This window comes from Ruminiclostridium papyrosolvens DSM 2782 (assembly GCF_029318685.1).
GTDB lineage: Bacteria > Bacillota > Clostridia > Acetivibrionales > DSM-1351 > Ruminiclostridium > Ruminiclostridium papyrosolvens.
Genome location: NZ_CP119677.1, coordinates 1,052,272 through 1,073,867 on the forward strand (window position 1 = coordinate 1,052,272; position 21,596 = coordinate 1,073,867).

Genomic DNA, 21,596 nt, shown 5'->3' on the forward strand with positions numbered 1-21,596 from the left:
GGGAAGAAGAATGCATCACATATTAACGGCACCTTTTGACCGGGAAAAAGCCAGAATGATGAAAGCAGGCGATACTGTTTCACTTAGCGGCACCATTTATACTGCCAGAGATGCTGCACATAAAAAAATGCTGGAATTATTAAAGGAGAATAAGGAGCTTCCATTTGATATAAAAAACCAAACGATTTATTACGTTGGGCCTTGTCCTTGCAGAGAAGGTGAAATCATAGGTTCAGCAGGGCCGACTACCAGTTATAGAATGGATGCTTACGCTCCCACACTCATAAGCCTCGGTGAAACAGGCATGATAGGTAAAGGGTTGAGGGATAGAAATGTTATTGATGCAATGAAAGAGTATGGTGCGGTTTATTTGGGGGCAATAGGCGGTGCAGGTGCCTTGATGGCTGAATGTATAAAAAGTCAGGAAATTATTGCTTTCCCGGAATTAGGTGCAGAGGCTGTAAGACGTCTCGAAATTGTAAATTTTCCATTAACTGTAATAATTGACAGCTGCGGAAATAACCTGTATGAAAGCGGCAGAAAACAGTTTATGAAAATAAAACTGTAGACAAGAGTAAATTATGTAGTATATTTTTAAAAATGAATAGTGTATAATACAGAAGTGACAGCAATTGTTGATTTGTTAAATATCATAAGGAGGTTTATCATAATGGCTAAAGTAACTAAGGATATGATTATTTCTGATGTATTAAACTTGGATAAGGGTACAATTCCTATATTTTTAGAAAGCGGTATGCACTGTCTTGGATGTCCGTCGTCTTCCGGTGAAAGCATTGAAGATGCATGCGCAATTCATGGTATAGATGCGGACCAATTAATTGCAAACTTAAATAAATATCTTGAAAACATATAAATGTTTATAATAGATACCTGGAGGCTTATTTCCAGGTATTTTATTATTTATGCAATAAACCTTGATAATAGCAGATAGTAATTTTATAGTCTGCATTACTTTATGTTGAATTATAAATTTCACTACGTTATAATTTAATGGGTTGAATTAGAAAAAGATACATATCATAAGTATGAAATAGTTTTAATCTGTTTTGAACATTTATGGATAGGAGGATAATAGAATGGCCGTAAGAGTAGTAGTAGGAACTCAATGGGGTGATGAGGGTAAAGGGAAGTATATAGATATGCTTGCTGAGCAATCAGATATAATTGTGAGGTTTTCCGGTGGTAATAATGCCGGACACACTATTGTAGCCAATGGAGTAAAATATGCACTGCATCTGATACCTTCAGGAATTCTTCATACAAATAAGACTTGCATAATCGGAAACGGAGTAGTTGTAGATCCGTCAGTACTGCTTCAGGAAATGAAGGGCTTAAATGAACGAGGAGTAACAACAGACCACCTTTTAATCAGCGACAGGGCTCACTTGATAATGCCTTATCACAGAGAACTGGATGAACTTCAGGAGAAGTTTAGGGGCAATGACAGCATTGGAACTACCAAGAGAGGAATTGGCCCTTGTTATGCAGATAAAATTGAAAGATCCGGAATAAGAATGTGTGACCTTATTGATGAAAATGAATTTATCAAAAAGGTTAAATCAAATCTGCAATTAAAGAACCTTATAATAGAAAAAGTTTATGGAGGGAAACCTTTTGAGGCTGAACCAATAATCAAGGAGTATTTAGGGTATGCAGAGCAGTTGAAAAAGTATATTACAGATACGACCGCTATATTGGCAGACGGAATAGATCAGGGCAAAAATATACTGTTTGAAGGTGCTCAGGCAAACTTCTTGGATATAGACTTTGGTACATACCCGTATGTAACTTCATCTAATCCGGTTGCCGGTGGAGTATGTACCGGCTCAGGTCTTGGACCGGTATATATAAATGAGGTTTACGGTGTACTTAAGGCATACACCTCAAGAGTTGGAGCAGGTCCATTCCCAACAGAACAAAACAACGAAATAGGGGATACAATCAGAGAACTTGGTTGGGAATATGGAACAACAACAGGCAGACCAAGAAGATGCGGCTGGCTGGATACCGTTATGATTAAATATGCTGCTAAAATAAACGGATTAACAGCTTTAGCCATAAACCATGTAGATACCATAGGAAAACTCAAGGAAATAAAACTTTGCGTTGGATATAAAAAAGATGGTCAGGTAATCAGAACATTCCCTGCAAGTCTTAACGAACTTGCAAAGTGTGAACCTATCTACGAAGTATTTGAACCATGGAACGAAGATATATCAAATGTTAAGTTATTTGCAGATTTGCCTCAGAACGCCAAAAAGTACCTTTCCAGGATTGAAGAACTTGTAGGGGTAAAGATAGGTCTTATTGGTGTAGGAACAGACAGAGAACAGATTATAAAGGTATTCTAGACATAGAATACTAGCTTATAAAATAAAATATAATGGTATTTTGCCATTATATTTTATTTTTTTTAAAAAAATTCACTTTTTTTAAAAAAATGAGTTGACAAAAGTGAATTTATTAAGTATTATTTATACTTGTGATTCGGAAAAATTGTACGACCCATTAGCTCAGTTGGCAGAGCACTTGACTTTTAATCAAGGTGTCCGCAGTTCGAATCTGCGATGGGTCACCAAAACAAAAAGCATGTATTTCAGAAATGGAATACATGTTTTTTTTGTGCGCCCAGCATAGGTGTACTCTGACAGATTATCGTCTGCACTATAAATTTATTGCATGTTTGCCTTGCGTTTACTGTCCGTTTACTTTCAGTTTTTATAATCTGATTGAAACTACCGAATAGGTATTTTTAAAGCGTATAGAAAGGAAATGGACATATGAATCAAACGCCAGTAGTGCAGTTGCGACATGCAACAAAAAGAATTGGAAGTAAAAATATTGTAAATGATCTTTCTTTTGATATTCCAGCCGGGGAGGTTTTTGGTTTCTTAGGCCCTAATGGAGCAGGAAAGACAACCACAATTCGCATGATGGTGGGACTGATAAAGATTAGTCAGGGTGATATTCTCATTAAGGGGCAAAGCATTACAAAAGATTTCAACAAGGCAATTCGGCACGTAGGAGCCATCGTTGAAAATCCTGATTTGTATAAGTACTTGACCGGGTATCAGAATTTGATGCATTATGCACGAATGGTTCCCGGCGTTTCAAAAGCCCGGATAAATGAAATGGCGGAAATTGTGGGACTAAAGGACAAGATTCATGACAAAGTTAAAACCTATTCCCTTGGAATGCGTCAGCGTTTAGGAATTGCACAAGCGCTGTTGCATCGTCCCCCGCTTCTGATACTGGATGAACCAACGAATGGCCTCGACCCTTCGGGTATTCATGAACTGCGTAATTATCTGAAAAGGCTCGCTCATGATGAAGGCGTTGCTGTTTTTGTTTCAAGCCATTTGCTTTCTGAAATGGAGTTGATGTGCGACCGAGTGGGTGTGCTGCAAAATGGAAAGCTGCTCAGTATTCAAAGCATACAAGACTTTGTTCATAGGGGAGGGGCTTCCCGCGTTTGTGTTGTGGTGGAACCGGCGCAGATGGAACAGGCAAGAAGAGTCATTACTTCTGCAAACAAAACAGTTTTACCGACTGAACATCCGGGGCAGTTGTTTATTCAGATGAACAAAGAAGAAATTCCAGAAGTGAATAAGCTCTTGATGGATGCGGGGATTCAGTTATATAGCATTCAAATACAAGAGCATACTTTGGAGGATAAGTTTTTGGAGATAACGGAGGAAAAGAAATGAGAGGATTAGTTGTTAACGAAAGCATGAAAATATACAGTCAGAAACTTACGTGGATTTTGCTGTTGCTGTTAGTTGCCATCACCATAGCAGCATCTGTTGTGGGGAAGACGGACGGAATAAAAACAAATACAGGGAATTGGCGGGCTGAAACAACGCAGCTTGTCCGGCAGTACGAAGAACGCTTAAAAATCTCGGAGTTATCATCAACGCTGCGTGCAGACGCTGAAAACAAATTGATGATAGCCGAGTATCGTTTAGTAAATGATATACCTACTCCTCCCGGCAATCCGTGGTCAGCTCTGCTGAATTTCTCCGGTTTAGTGGAAATAGTCATTATTTTTGCCATAATCATTGCAGCAGATATGGTGGCTGGGGAATATACAGCGGGAACGATGAAACTCTTACTAATACGCCCCCATAGCCGAACAAAAATCCTGTTTTCAAAATATATCGCTGTTTCTCTTTTTGCCATAGTGATGCTGGCGCTATTAGTTGTATGCGGTTATGCCACGAACGTTATGCTTTATGGACCGAGCGATATACATAAAACTGATTTATTCTTGAATCAGCATGGGCAAATCATTCAGCAGAAGGTTGTAATGCAAGTTATAAAGATGTACGGCTTGAGTATTTTCCCTATCATGGAATATGTAACCTTTGCTTTTGCTATATCAACAATTTTGCGCAATAGTGCCTTGTCAGTAGGAATATCATTGTTCATTATGATAGCAGGCAATTCTATGATTGAAGTAACCGCAAAAATGGAATGGTTGAAATACCTGCCTTTTGCCAACAGTGACATCAGCTTGTATTTGTTCAATCTTCCGGCCAGACCCGAAATGACGCTGAGCTTTTCAATTTCCGTATTAATTGTATATATCATTGCGCTTTCACTCATAAGCTGGCTTATTTTTACAAAGCGTGATGTATCAATGTAGCGGTTATTCTGATACAATTGTTGGATAATAGAGATTATAAGGGAAAGGAGCAGAGGGATGCGTCTGCAAAAAATACTTATTATCGATGATGAACCCGGCATCGTAAAGATGCTGGAAACGATACTTCGCAAGGAAGGTTATACTTCAATCAGCAGCGCCTTTACGGGACAGGAAGCAATGGAAAAAATCAGCCGGAATCTGTATGACTTGATTGTGTTGGATGTGATGCTACCCGATACGGACGGATTTAGGCTGTGTCAGGAAATACGGCGGCATACTGCTGTCCCAATATTGTTCCTTACCGCCCGTTCGGGTGATTTAGATAAATTGACCGGGCTTGGGATTGGTGGGGATGATTATATCACAAAACCCTTCAATCCTTTAGAGGTAGCTGCTCGTATCAATGTCCAATTTCGGAGGCTGGAACAATACCAGAATGCGGGGCAAACAACGGAGATTAACCGTTTCGGCCCTGTTGCAATTGACAGAAAGGCTGCGCAATTGTTGGTAGATGGGCAAGAAGTACCTTGTCCGGCCAAAGAATTTGAACTTTTACTTTTCTTGACGGACCATCCCAATCAGGTATTTACCTCAGGACAACTATATGAGCATATATGGGGCTATGACAGTATTGGAGATGAAAAAACGGTTTCCATTCACATTATGCGTCTTCGTAAAAAAATAGAGAGGGATGCAAAGAACCCTTCCCTCATTGTCAATATAAGGGGAATTGGCTACAAGTTTATCCCGCCCAAGCAAGGTGAAGTGGTATGAAAATAAACCTTATAAATTGGAGGCTGATTGTCCGCTTTACCTTGAATTTTATACTGCATCAGATATTGATGTTTTTATTTGTTTCTCTGCCGGCAATTTTCTATATTGTTGTTCTTAAACAACCGGAAAAACTATTTTTTGTGAATCTGACAACGGTATTAATTATAGCCGCCTACTTGTTATATTGTCTGTTTTACGGCTATTATGTTGCGCGTCCAATGGCAGATATTTTAGTCAAAATAAGAAAGTTGTCAAATGGAGAGTATCTTATTCCCACCAATAAAAAACGCTTTCGCTCTCCATCCAGTCGCCTTTACAGGGAAGTTTATGCGAACCTTGAAGCTTTATCCGCAACGCTGCAAGAGAGCGAGCGTAAACGACTGGAGTTTGAACAGTTGAGACAGGATTGGGCCGCTGGCGTTACCCACGACTTAAAGACCCCTCTGTCTTATATATCCGGTTATTCGGACATTCTATTGTCGGATGAACATGAATGGAGCGCACATGAGAAGAAAGAGTTTGTGCAGCTTATCAAAGATAAGTCCGCCCATATGGAGGAACTTATCAATGACCTTGGAATTGCCTTCCGGATGGATCAGAACATAGGAATAAAGCTTTCATCTCAGAGGATTGAGCTGGGTGAGCTAATCCGCAGGGTAGTTGCAGAAACTGCGAATATGCCCTCTGACAAAAACAATAGCTTTGAAATAGTCGGAGGGGAAGAACCTATTTATGTAATGGGCGATGCCGGGTTACTCAAAAGGGCCTTTTCAAACCTGTTGGTCAATGCGGTTGTCCATAATCCGGCAGGTACAGCGATTACAGTACAGATGCACAATATTACACATGTAGAAATTCAGGTAATGGACAATGGAAAAGGAATGGATGAACATAGCAGCAACCATTTATTTGACCGATATTATCGAGGAACTTCAACGGATGTTCCCACGGGAGGAACAGGACTTGGCATGGCTATTGTCAAGCAGATTATAACCGCGCATCAGGGAACAGTAGATGTAAAAAGCACAACTGGACACGGGACTGTAATTACCATTAGATTATGATAGCCTGATTACCACATCAAGTGTGTTCCTCAAAGAAGGAAAGTTTATGAATCACTTAGAACTAATTAAACTTGTCGCTTATTTAATGGCTTTACACGTAACTGTATTAGTTTCTTTACATCTTCTTGTGCAGATTTATCTCTGACTTCAAGCATGAGCCATTTACCAATATTAGAAGAAGGTGTCACTGAAAACAAGTTTTGAGTGTAGGGGCTGCAAGTTGGAATAACAATATTTGCCTCAGGCAGTTCCTTCTTACCGATAACAACAAGGGCAAAAAAGTAGCCATCCATTGGATAAAGAGTACACAGTGACTTGCTGCTCTTTTTGTACTTTATATTCCAGCCTTTTTGCATAGAACAGTTACTGAATTCCATATTAGGTGATGTGGAATAAGTATTTTCCACATATACACAGAGCTCGTCCCATAGCGAATTATTAATAAAATCGCTGACATTTTCAAATGTAGGTTTATTATTTGAGCTATAAAGTTCACTCCACATTATGTTTATACCAACCTCTCGCTAATTATTTACTATCTTTAACTTTAGTTTCATTGCAGGAACTGCATATAATACATCCTAATATAATTCTAACATTTATATGGTAAAAAATAACTTAAAAAAAGATAAAAAAATCGCTTGACTTTTATGCTATGTCCCGTTACAATATATTTTGTCAGTCGGCGAGGTGCTCGACGAAAATAAATAAGGCCCATTGGTCAAGTGGTTAAGACACCGCCCTTTCACGGCGATAACAGGGGTTCGAGTCCCCTATGGGTCACCATTATAGTTTAAAAAGTAATGGCCCGGTAGTTCAGTTGGTTAGAATGCCAGCCTGTCACGCTGGAGGTCGACGGTTCGAGCCCGTTCCGGGTCGCCATTTAAATTATACAAAAAGCAACTTTCTCTTGCAGAAAGTTGCTTTTTGATTTCAAAATAAACCAAAATTCTACTTCCAAAATATTCCTGAAAATAACAGCAAAATTTTTAAAATAAAGTGTTGACAGTTAATCAATTCCCATGTTATTATATACAGGCAGTTGAGCGAAACACTTGTTCAACGAAGTACGAAGTATCTGCTATAAATGCGCTGGTGTAGCTCAGCAGGTAGAGCAGCTGACTTGTAATCAGCAGGTCGGGGGTTCGATTCCGTCCGCCAGCTCCATATGGAGGGGTTCCCGAGTGGCCAAAGGGGGCAGACTGTAAATCTGTTGTCTCTGACTTCGATGGTTCGAATCCATCTCCCTCCACCACAAAAGTCTTGTGCATTCGCTATTGAAGCTGTGTGCAGGGCTTTTTATTTTGTCAAAATAAAACATAATTATATACAAAAAAAGTAGGAAGCGTATTAAAAAATATACTTCCTACTTTTACATTCAGATTAATACCTGAAACTCCAACCCGGGAACAACTGCAGCATACTCGCGTACCATCTGGGCACAATCATACCTGATAAAATTGGAAAATACATAATAAATAATATGGCTGTCAATGCCAGATAAGTATATACAATCTTTTTGGAGTTTCCTCCAAGCTCCATAAATACTTTGATTAAGTACACTATGATAATTATAAGAAAAGGAACAACTGAAAAGTAATGATATATAAATGCCATTCTACGCACTACCATCCACGGAATATATTGAAATAAAGCACCGAAAATAGGAACTAGCATGTATTTGTCTTTTCTCTTAACCGCAACAATTATTCCTGTAATTAGTGATGGTATGCTAATCCACCAGATTAAAGGATTCCCCATACATATTATACTGGAAGTTAATTTTTCGGCTGCAAGTGATTTTGAACCGTAAAACCATATAGGCTTGGTCATAATGGGCCATTCAAACCACTGAGACGAATAATCATGTTTAGCATTCAAGTCGTTGTGAAAGCTGTACATATACGACTGATTGTTAAAAAACTCTTTGACACCATTCCCCGGAACCTGCATTATGGAAGTATAGGAAGCAAAATAAATGATGCCGGGTATTATAATAAAAAATACAACGCACATTAAGGCGGTTTTAATAAAGTACTTAGTCCAGAATTTACTGAATAAATCGGAGGAAAGACCGCTCTTTTTATATGCCATATAGTAAACAATTTCATCGAGTTTAGCAATAACCACTATAAGGAAAATCCCCACAGCAGCATACATTGCTATCCATTTGGTTGCAATACCTATACCGAATATCAGGCCACAGAGAAACAGTGGCATTAGGGATTTCTTAAAGCCGGCTTTGTAAGACTTTTTGACAAAGTAATCGTAAATATAGTAGTACATTAAAATAACAAAGAAGGTAACATAGACGTCTATTGTAGATATCCTGGTCTGAACAAAATGCATAAAGTCAAACATCATCAAAAAGGCCGTGCAAAATGCAAGAAATCTATTTTTGAAAATTTTATATCCAAACAGGTACATGAGGGGAATCATAGCTACTCCGAATAATGTACCGATAATTCTCCAGCCAAAAGGGTTTACTCCAAAAATAAGCATCCCAATCATAACGAAATATTTTCCCAGAGGAGGATGTGTTCTTTCGAAGGGATGTACCTTATGAATGAAATCAAGAGCAGTCCTCGGATAGAATACTTCATCAAAATAGGTGCTGGTGGAGGAGAGGGTATAAAAATCAACTCTATCCTGTTCATCAAGCAAATTACTTAACTTATAAGCCTTACCGTCAGGACTTTTTGTAGTGTTTTTTGTTACTTGCTCCACCGGTGTAATGCTTCTAACTTTAAAAGGCTTATTTGAGCCTTTTTCAAAAACTGCCAGTTCGTTAATTGCAGCTCCGGGTTTATCGGCTATAATTTGAATTTTACTTGTTTTAAATTCCTTGGTAGATACCTTCCATGAAAAAAAGCCGGATTTTTCAAGAGCCTCAGAAGCTGTATATGTACCGTTGGAATTTAAAAAATTGATATTAAACTTGGTACCGTCATATTTTTCTTCATTATATCCCTGATAAAGCATAACTTTTGTAACTTCTACATCTCTTCCCAGATCTACAACAAACCCGTCATTTTTATCTGCGGGGGCCCAGGGAGTTTCAGGTATCTTAAACCCTCCGAGGTTGTAAATTGCCGGAATCGCGTATATTAAAGTCATAACAAGCATAATAATGTAATCTTTTTTTATAAGCTTAATTAAAGGCTTTCTTTCTCTTTCATCGTTCAGTAATCCGTATTCAGTAATTATCAAATTACCTTTTTGAATATTGCGGATTCGTAAAAACCCCCATATCCCTATTCCAATAAGAAATAAAATAATTACACTCAACATCATTGTCGCAAAGCCGGGCATTTTTAAATGCGAAAAAAAATCAGAAAAATTCTTAAAATACGTTTTCAAGAGTATGCCTCCAATTACGTTTTATTTGAAAAGTTTTACCATAATTATATTATAGTATGTAAAACAATACAAATAATAGTTGTTATAGTATAAGCATTGATTTCGTTGTAAAACTTAAAAGGTGTGTTATAATATGAACAAGTTAAATTAATAAAGTAAATTATTCAATTTACATAAGATTGTTGTGAGTTTGGCGAAAGGAGATAATGAAATGAAATTTACAAAAATGCAGGGACTTGGAAACGACTATATATATGTGGATTGCACAAAAAATATAATTGATAATCCATCAGTAGTATCTAAAAAAGTAAGTGACAGACATTTCGGAATAGGCTCAGACGGATTGGTACTAATAATGAAATCGGATATAGCTGACTTTAGAATGAGAATGTTTAATTCAGACGGCTCAGAATCTGAGATGTGTGGAAATGCTATACGTTGTGTTGGAAAATATGTGTTTGATAACGGACTGACAGACAAAAAGAATCTGACAATAGAAACCTTGGCGGGAATAAAGGTGCTTGACTTAAAGATTGAAGATAACAAAGTAGTACAGGTAAGAGTTGATATGGGAGAACCAATATTAGAGTCAAAACAAATACCTGTTGACAGTGAAAAGGATAGATTTATATCTGAGAGTGTAGAGGTTGATGGATACAACTATAAGGTTACAGCCGTATCCATGGGTAATCCCCATGCCATAACATATGTAGATGATACAGCAAGTTTTCCTTTATATGAAGTGGGACCCAAGATGGAAACACATAAATTGTTTCCCAAAAAGATAAATGCTGAATTCGTTGAGGTAATAGACAGAACTACACTGAAAATGAGAGTGTGGGAAAGAGGAGCAGGCGAGACCCTTGCTTGCGGAACAGGTGCCAGCGCTGTACTTGTAGCTTCAGTACTGAATGGTTTATCTGAAAGAGCTGCCACAATAAAACTCCTTGGAGGCGACTTAATTATTGAATGGTCAGAAAAGGACAATCACGTTTATATGACAGGTCCTGCGGAAAAGGTATTTGAAGGAGAGATAGAAATTTAAGTAAGAAGAATATTTTATATTATAATAGAAGAGAGGAATAAACAAATGGCAATAGTTAATGAAAATCACTTAAAACTACCCGGAAATTATTTGTTTGCAGAAATTGGTAAAAGGGTTGCAGCATTCAAGGAGCACAACCCCAGTGCGGATATTATAAGGCTTGGAATCGGAGATGTAACTCGTCCCCTTCCTATGGCATGTATAGATGCAATGCATAAGGCTGTTGACGATATGTCCAGAATAGAGAGCTTCAAAGGCTACCCTGAGTATGAGGGATACGATTTCCTCATAAATAAGATAGTTGAGAATGATTATAAAAAAAGAGGAATCACAGTTGGAGTCGATGAAGTATTTGTAAGCGATGGTGCAAAAAGTGATACAGCAAATATTCAGGAACTCTTCGGATTAAATTCAAGAATAGCAGTTACAGACCCGGTTTATCCTGTTTATGTTGACTCTAACGTTATGGCAGGAAGAACTGGAGAATATATTGATGGAAAATGGACTAACGTAACCTACCTGCCATGTACTTCTGAAAACGGATTTGTTCCGGAACTTCCAAAAGAAAAAGTGGATCTTATATATCTGTGTCTGCCAAACAATCCTACAGGAACTACACTTACAAAGGAACAATTAAAAGTATGGGTTGATTATGCGGCAAAAAACAAGTCCATAATATTATTTGATTCTGCATATGAAGCCTTCATCAGCGAAAAGGATGTTCCCCACAGTATATACGAGATAGAAGGAGCAAAAGAAGTAGCTATAGAATTCAGAAGTTTTTCAAAGACTGCAGGGTTTACAGGAACAAGATGTGCGTATATGGTAATACCAAAGGAATTGAAAGCTTATACTGCCGATGGCAGTGAAATAGGACTCAACAGACTTTGGTACAGAAGACAGGCAACAAAATTCAACGGAGTATCCTATATAGTACAGCGAGGAGCAGAAGCTGTATATTCAGAAGAAGGTCAAAAGCAGGTAAAGGAAACAATATCTTATTATTTATCAAATGCGGCAATAATAAAAAATGGCTTAGAGAGCATCGGAATAAAGGTTTTTGGAGGAGTAAATGCTCCGTATATCTGGATGCAGACTCCAAATGGTATGGATTCTTGGGTGTTCTTTGATAAACTTCTAAGTGAGGCCAATATTGTAGGGACTCCCGGAGTAGGTTTTGGCCCTAGCGGACAGGGATATTTCAGACTTACTGCATTTGGAAGCAGGGAAAATACACAGGCAGCTGTGGAGAGATTTAAAACAAGGCTCAAGGTTTAAAAAATAAAGTTTGTTATATTATATGAAATAGTCGGCTGGCTTTTGATAACCTATCTTCAAATATGGTTACAAAAGGCTGGCTGACTATTTTTATATAATAGATTATAATGATATGTAGTTGTACTATAAAAACTATAAAAGGATGAGTTAATTTGTTGAACTGGGATCAGCTTAATTCTACATGTTCTAATTGTAGAAATTGCGACCTTGCCGGAACCAGAACAAATATAGTAATAGGAAGAGGAAATCCAAGTGCCCCAATAATGTTCATAGGCGAAGGACCGGGAGAGCAGGAGGATATTCAGGGATTACCCTTTGTCGGTCCGGCAGGACAGCTTTTAGAAACATTACTTGAGGCTCTGAAGTTTAAACCTGATGAATACTATATTGCTAACGTAGTGAAATGCAGGCCACCCAATAACAGGGTGCCAAATGAGGAAGAAGCAGAAAAATGTCTGCCATATTTAAGAAATCAGGTATCCTTAATAAGACCACGGATAATAGTATGTCTTGGCAGTACTGCGGCAAAATATGTAGTAGCCAGGGATATTAAAATAACAAAAATACGCGGACAGTGGATAGAAAGAAAGAAATTCTGGATTATGCCTACATTTCATCCGGCAGCATTATTAAGAGATCAAAGTAAAAAAGAATTATTATTTAAAGATATAAAGGAAGTAAAAAAGAAAATAAATCAACTTGAGAGCGAAGAGTCCGGAGGCTAATTTGGTTAAGAATGAGATGCAAAACAGCTTAGAACAACTATGCTGTCAATATGTACAAGAATTTAAACATAAAGAAATAGTGCTTGGACATGGATGTATTGACAGTCCCGTTGTTATAATCGGAGAAGCACCCGGGAAAGATGAAGTTAAACAAGGAAAGCCATTTGTAGGTGCAGCAGGGAAAAACCTCAATGAATTTATAGAGGTATTAGAAATAAGCAGAGACGATTTGTATATAACAAATGCAATAAAGTACAGACTTGGCAGATTAAATCCTAAAACCGATAGGATTGTTAACAGACCTGCAACAATGAAGGATATTAAGGAAAACCAGATATGGCTGCATAAAGAGATACATTTAATAAAACCTCATATTATTGTTACCCTTGGCAATGTACCGCTAAAAGCTATAACAAGTAATTTTGGTATTTCAATCGGAGATATGCATGGAAAATTGCACGAATGTAATTTATCAGGAAAGGTATACAAGCTATTTCCGCTATACCATCCTGCAAGTATTATATATAACAGAGCACTTAAAGCTGTTTATAAGCAGGACATGATTATGCTTAAACAAGAAGTTAATAAACTGGAATTAAACCTTAGTAAAAAGGAATTAGCATTGGACAAAGGTGCGAATAATAAAGAAAAATATACCTAAATTAAATTTATTGGCGAATACAGAATTATAAGCCGTTGAAATTAAACTATCCCAGTGTTAAACTTAACAAGCTGTCGCCGAGAGAGACACCAGTGATAAAAAGTGTTGACAGGCAGATAGCAAACATGGTATTATAACCGGGCTGTCGCAACAGGAAATACTTTATTTTACAGTTTTACAGTAATGATTATTACCAAAAACTTCTAAGAAAAAAGTGTTGACACAGTTAAAACAGCGTGGTATTATAATAAAGCTGATTGCGTTAAAACAAACAGCAAAAACCTTACAAAGCAGTCGTAAGAAGGCTTTATGGACTTTGAAAAGTAAACAGTGATAAACATGTAAAGGAACTCGAAAAATTCCGAAATCGTAAAACGATTTCAAAATTGAGTAACTTGCGAACTTTACAACCTGGTTTTTGGAAACAAGAACTAGAAAATAAGTCAGCAAATTTTAATGAGCTAATTAAATTTTTCAAATAATAATTTGAGAGTTTGATCCTGGCTCAGGACGAACGCTGGCGGCGTGCCTAACACATGCAAGTCGAGCGGAGTTAATTGAAAGCTTGCTTTTGATTAACTTAGCGGCGGACGGGTGAGTAACGCGTGGGCAACCTGCCTGTTACAGGGGGATAACACAGGGAAACTTGTGCTAATACCGCATAATACAACGAGAAAGCATTTTCTTGTTGTCAAAGGAGCAATCCGGTAACAGATGGGCCTGCGTCCAATTAGCTAGTTGGTGATGTAACGGACCACCAAGGCGACGATTGGTAGCCGAACTGAGAGGTTGATCGGCCACATTGGGACTGAGACACGGCCCAGACTCCTACGGGAGGCAGCAGTGGGGAATATTGCACAATGGGGGAAACCCTGATGCAGCAACGCCGCGTGAAGGATGAAGGTTTTCGGATTGTAAACTTCTTTAGTCAGGGACGAATAAATGACGGTACCTGAAGAATAAGCCACGGCTAACTACGTGCCAGCAGCCGCGGTAATACGTAGGTGGCAAGCGTTGTCCGGAATTACTGGGTGTAAAGGGCGTGTAGGCGGGAATGTAAGTCAGATGTGAAATCCCAGAGCTTAACTCTGGAGCTGCATCTGAAACTATGTTTCTTGAGTGCCGGAGAGGAAAGCGGAATTCCTAGTGTAGCGGTGAAATGCGTAGATATTAGGAGGAACACCAGTGGCGAAGGCGGCTTTCTGGACGGTAACTGACGCTGAGGCGCGAAAGCGTGGGGAGCAAACAGGATTAGATACCCTGGTAGTCCACGCTGTAAACGATGGATACTAGGTGTAGGAGGTATCGACCCCTTCTGTGCCGGAGTTAACACAATAAGTATCCCACCTGGGGAGTACGGCCGCAAGGTTGAAACTCAAAGGAATTGACGGGGGCCCGCACAAGCAGTGGAGTATGTGGTTTAATTCGAAGCAACGCGAAGAACCTTACCAAGGCTTGACATAATAGTGAATACGGTAGAGATATCGTAGTCCTTCGGGACACTATTACAGGTGGTGCATGGTTGTCGTCAGCTCGTGTCGTGAGATGTTGGGTTAAGTCCCGCAACGAGCGCAACCCCTGTTGCTAGTTGATAACATTAAGATGATCACTCTAGCGAGACTGCCGGTGATAAATCGGAGGAAGGTGGGGACGACGTCAAATCATCATGCCCCTTATGTCTTGGGCTACACACGTACTACAATGGCTATAACAGAGGGAAGCTAAGCTGCAAAGTGGAGCAAATCCCCAAAAATAGTCCCAGTTCAGATTGTGGGCTGCAACCCGCCCACATGAAGTCGGAATTGCTAGTAATGGCAGGTCAGCATACTGCCGTGAATACGTTCCCGGGCCTTGTACACACCGCCCGTCACACCATGAGAGTCTGCAACACCCGAAGTCGATAGTCTAACCGCAAGGAGGACGTCGCCGAAGGTGGGGCCGATGATTGGGGTGAAGTCGTAACAAGGTAGCCGTATCGGAAGGTGCGGCTGGATCACCTCCTTTCTAAGGAGACATGGTTCATGCAACTACGGTTGAGATGAATCAAATCTTTAGGTCGAAGATAAATGACAGAAAAGCTTGAGCGAAGCTCGCTTGACTGGTAATCATTATCTTAGAGTTTCTTTACAATCACTGTTTAGTTTTCAAAGCCCATGTAAATGGACTTTGAAAAAGTTGTACCTTGAGAACTGAATAATGTTATTCAAAGAATGCGTTTCAAACGAGAGTTTGAAATACGTTTTAAGAAGATGAGAAGACAAGAGATATATATTAATTATGTATTTTCTGAAAAAGTAATAAGGGTAACATGTGAAGAAGGAGAAATCCTTTGAAACACGTAAAGCAGTTTACGTTGGAAACATGCAACTCTTAGGAAATTAACTCATTGATAGGTTAAGACAATCACTTTAAGAGAATCTGAAAGAATCGAAGATAATTCGAATACAAAAGGAATAGATACGAGCAGTACAAGGAAGGCGACTGACGAGCAGCGGAGTTTACGGTGGTAAATGAGCAGCACAGGATGGAAGCCTGACACAGTAATGCGAAGTATATATCACTTTTGAGAGGTCAAGCTACTAAGAGCATAGGGTGAATGCCTAGGCACCAGAAGGCGATGAAGGACGTGACAAGCTGCGAAAAGCTACGGAGAGGCGCAAATAGCCATTGACCCGTGGATATCCGAATGGGGAAACCCGGCCGAGTTAAACACTCGGTCATCGTAACATGAATACATAGTGTTACGAAGGCAGACGTTGGGAACTGAAACATCTAAGTACCAACAGGAGTAGAAATCAAAAGAGATTCCGTAAGTAGTGGCGAGCGAAAGCGGAAGAGCCCAAACCAAAAGATAGCAATATCTTTCGGGGTTGTGGACTAGCATAATGATCCTTAAGACATAGCAGAATGAGCAGCTGGAAAGCTGAGACCATAGAGGGTAAAAGTCCCGTAAGCGAAATGTTAAGAGGCAGGCTAGAATCCAGAGTACCACGAGGCACGTGAAACCTCGTGGGAAGCAGGGTGGACCACCATCCAAGGCTAAATACTAACTGGTGACCGATAGTGAAGCAGTACCGTGAGGGAAAGGTGAAAAGAACCCCGGGAGGGGAGTGAAAGAGAACCTGAAACCCTATGTTTACAAGCAGTTGAAGAGCGTTAAGGCTCGACAGCGTACTTTTTGTAGAACGGTCCGGCGAGTTATTGTATGCAGCAAGGTTAAGTACTAAAGGTACGGAGCCGAAGGGAAACCGAGTGTTAAGAGCGCGTTAAGTTGCATGCTATAGACCCGAAACCGGGTGACCTACCCATGGACAGGTTGAAGCGGGAGTAAAATCTCGTGGAGGACCGAACCACATGACCGTTGAAAAGGTCTGGGATGAGCTGTGGGTGGCGGAGAAATTCCAATCGAACTCGGAGATAGCTGGTTCTCCCCGAAATAGCTTTAGGGCTAGCCTCAAGGGAAAATCATACGGAGGTAGAGCACTGAATGGGCTAGGGGCCTTACCGGGTTACCGAACCCTATCAAACTCCGAATGCCGTAATGATGTTACTTGGGAGTCAGACTATGAGAGATAAGTCCCATGGTCAAAAGGGAAACAGCCCAGACCATCAGCTAAGGTCCCAAAATCACAGTTAAGTGGAAAAGGATGTGGGCTTGCTAAGACAACTAGGATGTTGGCTTAGAAGCAGCCACTCATTCAAAGAGTGCGTAATAGCTCACTAGTCGAGTGAGCCTGCGCCGAAAATTACCGGGGCTAAACTGTGTACCGAAGCTATGGATCAGCGTGCATCCAATAGTATCGCCTAGCAAGTAAAATAGAGCTAGGTAATTTCACCAAATGTATCATATGAAAAATGATTCAAAACATTTGGTCAAATTATCTCATAGCTAAACTGTGTACTAGGAGATAGTATTGGATGCACGAGGGTGGTAGGGGAGCTTACTGTTGTAGGTTGAAGCAAGATCGAAAGGACTTGTGGACGAAGCAGTAGTGAGAATGCCGGAATAAGTAGCGAGAGTAAAGTGAGAATCTTTACCGTCGAAAACCTAAGGTTTCCTGGGGAAGGTTCGTCCGCCCAGGGTAAGTCTGGACCTAAGCTGAGGCCGAAAGGCGTAAGTGATGGACAACAGGTTGAAATTCCTGTACTACCGTTAATCGTTATGAGAGAGGTGGGGACGCAGGAGGATAAGTCAAGCGATCAGCTGGAAAAGATCGTGCAAGCGAGGTAGATAGTCCGGTAGGCAAATCCGCCGGATGTTTCGAAGACGTGATGCGGAGGGAAAACAAGTACCGAAGTGACAGATTCCACACTGACGAGAAAAACCACTATCCAGATTAAAGGTACCAGTACCGCAAACCGACACAGGTAGGTGAGGAGAGAATCCTAAGACGAGCGGGAGAAGCGTTGTTAAGGAACTCGGCAAATTGACCCCGTAAGTTAGCGAAAAGGGGTGCCTCAAGCAATTGAGGCCGCAGAGAATAGGCCCAAGCAACTGTTTATCAAAAACACAGGTCTCTGCTAAATCGAAAGATGAAGTATAGGGGCTGACGCCTGCCCGGTGCTGGAAGGTTACGGGAATTGCTTAGGGGAAACCCGAAGGCATGAACTTAAGCCCCAGTAAACGGCGGCCGTAACTATAACGGTCCTAAGGTAGCGAAATTCCTTGTCAGGTAAGTTCTGACCCGCACGAATGGCGTAATGACTTGGGCACTGTCTCAACAACGTACCCGGCGAAATTGTAGTACTTGTGAAGATGCAAGTTACCCGCGACTAGACGGAAAGACCCCATGGAGCTTCACTGTAGCTTGATATTGGGTTTCGGTATTTTTTGTACAGGATAGGTGGGAGACTGAGAATTGGTGGCGCCAGCCATCAAGGAGTCGACGTTGGGATACCACTCTAAAAGTACTGGAACTCTAACCTGAGACCATAAGCTGGTCTAGGGACACTGTCAGGTGGGCAGTTTGACTGGGGCGGTCGCCTCCCAAAGAGTAACGGAGGCGTCCAAAGGTTACCTCAGCGCGGTTGGAAATCGCGCAACGAGTGCAAAGGCATAAGGTAGCCTGACTGTGAGAGAAACACCTCGAGCAGGTACGAAAGTAGGGCTTAGTGATCCGGTGGTATGAAAGTGGAATTGCCATCGCTCAACGGATAAAAGCTACCCTGGGGATAACAGGCTTATCTCCCCCAAGAGTCCACATCGACGGGGAGGTTTGGCACCTCGATGTCGGCTCATCGCATCCTGGAGCTGTAGCAGGTTCCAAGGGTTTGGCTGTTCGCCAATTAAAGCGGTACGCGAGCTGGGTTCAGAACGTCGTGAGACAGTTCGGTCCCTATCTGTCGCGGGCGCAGGATATTTGAGAGGATCTGTCCTTAGTACGAGAGGACCGGGATGGACGAACCTCTAGTGCACCAGTTGTCATACCAATGGCACAGCTGGGTAGCCAAGTTCGGCAGGGATAAACGCTGAAGGCATCTAAGCGTGAAACCCACCTCAAGATGAGATATCCCACTAGCAATAGGTAAGACCCCATGTAGACTACATGGTTGATAGGTCAGGAGTGTAAGCATAGTAATGTGTTAAGCTGACTGATACTAATAGGTCGAGGGTTTGACCCAAAGAAAACAGGTATTCAAAAGTAGAAGGTCTTAACCAGACAATGAGAGCTTCACATCTTCTTAGAAGAATAACATTAATCAGTTCTGAAGGTACAAAAGTATCTTAAAAAAGTTAACAAAATTGTCAGAAGCGAGTAGTACAAGGAAGATGAGTGATGAGGAGCGGAGTTTATACACATAAATGAGCACCGTAAGAACGAAATCTGACGTAGTAATACGAAGCTTATCACAATTTTAAATTTTCTGGTGGAAATGACGAGATGGATACACCCGTTCCCATACCGAACACGGCAGTTAAGCATCTCAGTGCCGATAATACTTGGCTGGAAACGGCCCGGGAAAGTAGGTCTCCGCCAGATTTATATTCCTCAATAGCTCAGTCGGTAGAGCATGCGGCTGTTAACCGCAGGGTCGTAGGTTCAAGTCCTACTTGAGGAGCCAAAAAAAGATCCGTTACGGGTCTTTTTTTTTTGACTATCGATAGCTAATTAATATAAACTGATTTACTATATCTAGTAAAAATGTCTGGGAAATGTATAATTTTTGACAAAATAAAAGGATTTTGAGTAATAATATGGAATATATACATTAAATCAGAAAAAAATACATAAATAGATATAAGATGTAAAACTTTTATTTGGATGTGATTGCTAATGCTCAACAAGACACGTAAGCGGCTTGGTGATTTGTTGCTGGAAGTCGAAATGATAACCACAAATCAACTTGAATCCGCTATTGAAGTGCAGAAAAAAACAGGTGAGAAACTTGGCACTATACTTACAAAGTTAGGCTATGTTAATGAAGATGATATAATTCAAGTCCTAGAATTTCAGCTTGGTATTCCACACGTAAAACTTGAAAAATATAATATTGACAAGTCAGCTTATTTAGCAATACCTGAAAGTATTGCCAGAAGGTATGGGCTTATTCCTATAAAAAAGGACAAAGGAACCTTGACGGTTGCAATGAGTGATCCCCTCAATGTGTTTGCAATAGATGATTTAAACATATATTCAGGTATGGAGATACAGCCTGTTATTGCAAGCTTTGATGATATTTCCAGAGCGATAGACAAATATTACAGCGCCCAAAAAGCCATGAAGGCTGTTGAGGAATTTAAAAAAGAGCAAGTTTCTACTATAAAGATAAATTCAGATACTGCAGAAGAACAGAATATTGAGGAAATTAATAACGCTCCTGCGGTTAAGGTGATTAATTCTATTATAGAACAAGCCGTAAGAAGCAGAGCAAGCGATATACATATTGAGCCTTTTGAAGAATATATAAAAATCAGATTCAGAACTGATGGGCAGCTTTGTGAAATTATGAGACCGGAAATTGACATAATGCCTGCAATTTCTGCACGTATAAAAATTATAGGTGGTATGAACATTGCAGAAAAGAGGCTGCCTCAGGACGGTAGAATAAGTATTGAAGTTGATGGAAGAGAATATGATCTGAGAGTTTCGATTTTACCAACAATTTTTGGAGAGAAGATTGTTATAAGAATTGCAGATAAGAAAGCTTTTGTTTTGAGTAAGAGCCAGTTGGGATTTAGTGAATATGAGGAAAAGCAGTTTCAAAAGATGCTGCTTAATCCCCATGGTATCATTCTGGTAACAGGGCCAACGGGAAGCGGAAAAACTACTACTCTTTACAGTGCAATAAGTGAAATCAACAGTTCAGATATTAATATTATAACTGTTGAAGACCCCGTAGAGTGTGTTATTGAAGGGGTTAATCATGTTCAGGTTAATGCGAAAACAGGCTTGACTTTTGCTTCGGGGCTAAGGTCTATTTTAAGACAGGACCCTGATGTAATAATGATTGGTGAAATACGTGACATTGAGACTGCTGAAATAGCTGTAAGAGCGGCGATAACCGGACACCTGGTTCTTAGCACACTCCATACAAATGACGCGCCGAGTTCTGTATTAAGACTTATAGACATGGGAGTTGAACACTACATGGTATCTTCTTCTATTGTAGGTGTTATAGCTCAGCGATTATACAAAAAGATATGCAGTAATTGCAAAATGGACTATTCAGCCAATGATTACGAGAAGAGAATAGTGGGTATAAATGACGAAGAGCTTATTTTATATAAAGGAAGAGGTTGTCCCATGTGTAACCATACCGGGTACAGGGGACGACATGGAGTTTACGAGTTGATATCAATTACCAAAAAGCACAAGGAGATGATTAATAATAAATGTTCTGAAGAAGAATTCAGGAATTATTCCATACAAAATGGAATGGTTACTTTAAGAGACAATTTAGTGAAAAAAGTGCTGGCAGGGGATACAACTATTGACGAATTAGTCCGCATTGCATATTCAAATGATTAAATTCATAGATAATTAGTAATCTGATATTAGTTAGATTAGAAAGGCTTTGGAGA

General features: G+C 40.0%; 14 protein-coding genes, 6 tRNA genes and 3 rRNA genes. 21 read left to right on the top strand and 2 right to left on the bottom strand.

Features of this window, described 5'->3' with window-relative positions:
* Positions 1–10: 10 nt before the first annotated feature.
* The 8 genes from P0092_RS04720 (at position 11) to P0092_RS04755 (ending at position 6,504) form a co-directional block, all read left to right on the top strand.
* Entirely contained in the window at positions 11–568 is a 558-nt protein-coding gene (locus P0092_RS04720; RefSeq protein ID WP_004621303.1) for a Fe-S-containing hydro-lyase, read from the top strand.
* A gap of 102 nt (positions 569–670) precedes the next feature.
* On the top strand, positions 671–874 hold the full coding sequence (locus tag P0092_RS04725) for a DUF1858 domain-containing protein (protein ID WP_004621304.1): 204 nt from the start codon (positions 671–673) through the stop codon (positions 872–874).
* 223 nt (positions 875–1,097) lie between these two features.
* Positions 1,098–2,372, top strand: a complete 1,275-nt coding sequence (locus tag P0092_RS04730) for an adenylosuccinate synthase (RefSeq protein WP_004621305.1) — start codon at positions 1,098–1,100, stop codon at positions 2,370–2,372.
* Positions 2,373–2,523: 151 nt separating this feature from the next.
* Positions 2,524–2,599 (top strand) — tRNA-Lys (locus tag P0092_RS04735).
* A 202-nt stretch (positions 2,600–2,801) separates the two neighbouring features.
* A complete protein-coding gene (locus P0092_RS04740; protein WP_004621307.1) occupies positions 2,802–3,728 on the top strand; it encodes an ABC transporter ATP-binding protein in 927 nt (308 codons plus the stop codon).
* Complete coding sequence (locus tag P0092_RS04745; protein WP_004621310.1) at positions 3,725–4,666, top strand: ABC transporter permease; 942 nt, start codon at positions 3,725–3,727, stop codon at positions 4,664–4,666. Before P0092_RS04740 ends, P0092_RS04745 begins: the two co-directional genes overlap by 4 nt.
* Positions 4,667–4,723: 57 nt before the next feature.
* Entirely contained in the window at positions 4,724–5,440 is a 717-nt protein-coding gene (locus tag P0092_RS04750) for a response regulator transcription factor (RefSeq protein ID WP_004621314.1), read from the top strand.
* On the top strand, positions 5,437–6,504 hold the full coding sequence (locus P0092_RS04755) for a sensor histidine kinase (RefSeq protein ID WP_004621316.1): 1,068 nt from the start codon (positions 5,437–5,439) through the stop codon (positions 6,502–6,504). Before P0092_RS04750 ends, P0092_RS04755 begins: the two co-directional genes overlap by 4 nt.
* Positions 6,505–6,569: 65 nt before the next feature.
* On the opposite strand, the gene P0092_RS04760 is transcribed toward P0092_RS04755, so the two are convergent.
* Entirely contained in the window at positions 6,570–7,007 is a 438-nt protein-coding gene (locus tag P0092_RS04760; protein WP_004621319.1) for a DUF3788 domain-containing protein, read from the bottom strand.
* A 208-nt stretch (positions 7,008–7,215) separates the two neighbouring features.
* Between P0092_RS04760 and P0092_RS04765 the strand changes: the two genes are divergently transcribed.
* The 4 genes from P0092_RS04765 (at position 7,216) to P0092_RS04780 (ending at position 7,759) form a co-directional block, all read left to right on the top strand.
* Positions 7,216–7,290, top strand: a tRNA-Glu gene (locus P0092_RS04765).
* A gap of 19 nt (positions 7,291–7,309) precedes the next feature.
* Positions 7,310–7,386: transfer RNA gene (locus tag P0092_RS04770), tRNA-Asp, on the top strand.
* 209 nt (positions 7,387–7,595) lie between these two features.
* Positions 7,596–7,671, top strand: a tRNA-Thr gene (locus P0092_RS04775).
* 3 nt (positions 7,672–7,674) lie between these two features.
* Positions 7,675–7,759 (top strand) — tRNA-Tyr (locus P0092_RS04780).
* 128 nt (positions 7,760–7,887) lie between these two features.
* On the opposite strand, the gene P0092_RS04785 is transcribed toward P0092_RS04780, so the two are convergent.
* A complete protein-coding gene (locus tag P0092_RS04785) occupies positions 7,888–9,864 on the bottom strand; it encodes a phospholipid carrier-dependent glycosyltransferase (protein ID WP_004621322.1) in 1,977 nt (658 codons plus the stop codon).
* Between the two features lie 211 nt (positions 9,865–10,075).
* Here P0092_RS04785 and dapF point away from each other — a divergent pair, with 211 nt between their 5' ends.
* The 9 genes from dapF (at position 10,076) to P0092_RS04830 (ending at position 21,543) form a co-directional block, all read left to right on the top strand.
* A complete protein-coding gene (gene dapF / locus P0092_RS04790; protein WP_004621325.1) occupies positions 10,076–10,909 on the top strand; it encodes a diaminopimelate epimerase in 834 nt (277 codons plus the stop codon).
* A 45-nt stretch (positions 10,910–10,954) separates the two neighbouring features.
* Entirely contained in the window at positions 10,955–12,187 is a 1,233-nt protein-coding gene (locus P0092_RS04795; protein WP_004621327.1) for an LL-diaminopimelate aminotransferase, read from the top strand.
* A 152-nt stretch (positions 12,188–12,339) separates the two neighbouring features.
* A complete protein-coding gene (locus tag P0092_RS04800) occupies positions 12,340–12,912 on the top strand; it encodes a uracil-DNA glycosylase (protein ID WP_004621329.1) in 573 nt (190 codons plus the stop codon).
* A gap of 1 nt (position 12,913) precedes the next feature.
* A complete protein-coding gene (locus tag P0092_RS04805) occupies positions 12,914–13,573 on the top strand; it encodes a uracil-DNA glycosylase (RefSeq protein WP_004621330.1) in 660 nt (219 codons plus the stop codon).
* A gap of 482 nt (positions 13,574–14,055) precedes the next feature.
* A 16S ribosomal RNA gene (locus tag P0092_RS04810) occupies positions 14,056–15,577 on the top strand.
* Between the two features lie 565 nt (positions 15,578–16,142).
* Positions 16,143–19,195: ribosomal RNA gene (locus P0092_RS04815) — 23S ribosomal RNA — on the top strand.
* Positions 19,196–19,437: 242 nt separating this feature from the next.
* Positions 19,438–19,554 (top strand): 5S ribosomal RNA (rrf, locus tag P0092_RS04820).
* Together the 16S, 23S and 5S rRNA genes with 1 tRNA gene alongside form the textbook arrangement of a ribosomal RNA operon.
* Positions 19,555–19,560: 6 nt before the next feature.
* Positions 19,561–19,636 (top strand) — tRNA-Asn (locus tag P0092_RS04825).
* Positions 19,637–19,848: 212 nt separating this feature from the next.
* A complete protein-coding gene (locus P0092_RS04830) occupies positions 19,849–21,543 on the top strand; it encodes a GspE/PulE family protein (protein WP_004622526.1) in 1,695 nt (564 codons plus the stop codon).
* Positions 21,544–21,596 lie beyond the last annotated feature (53 nt).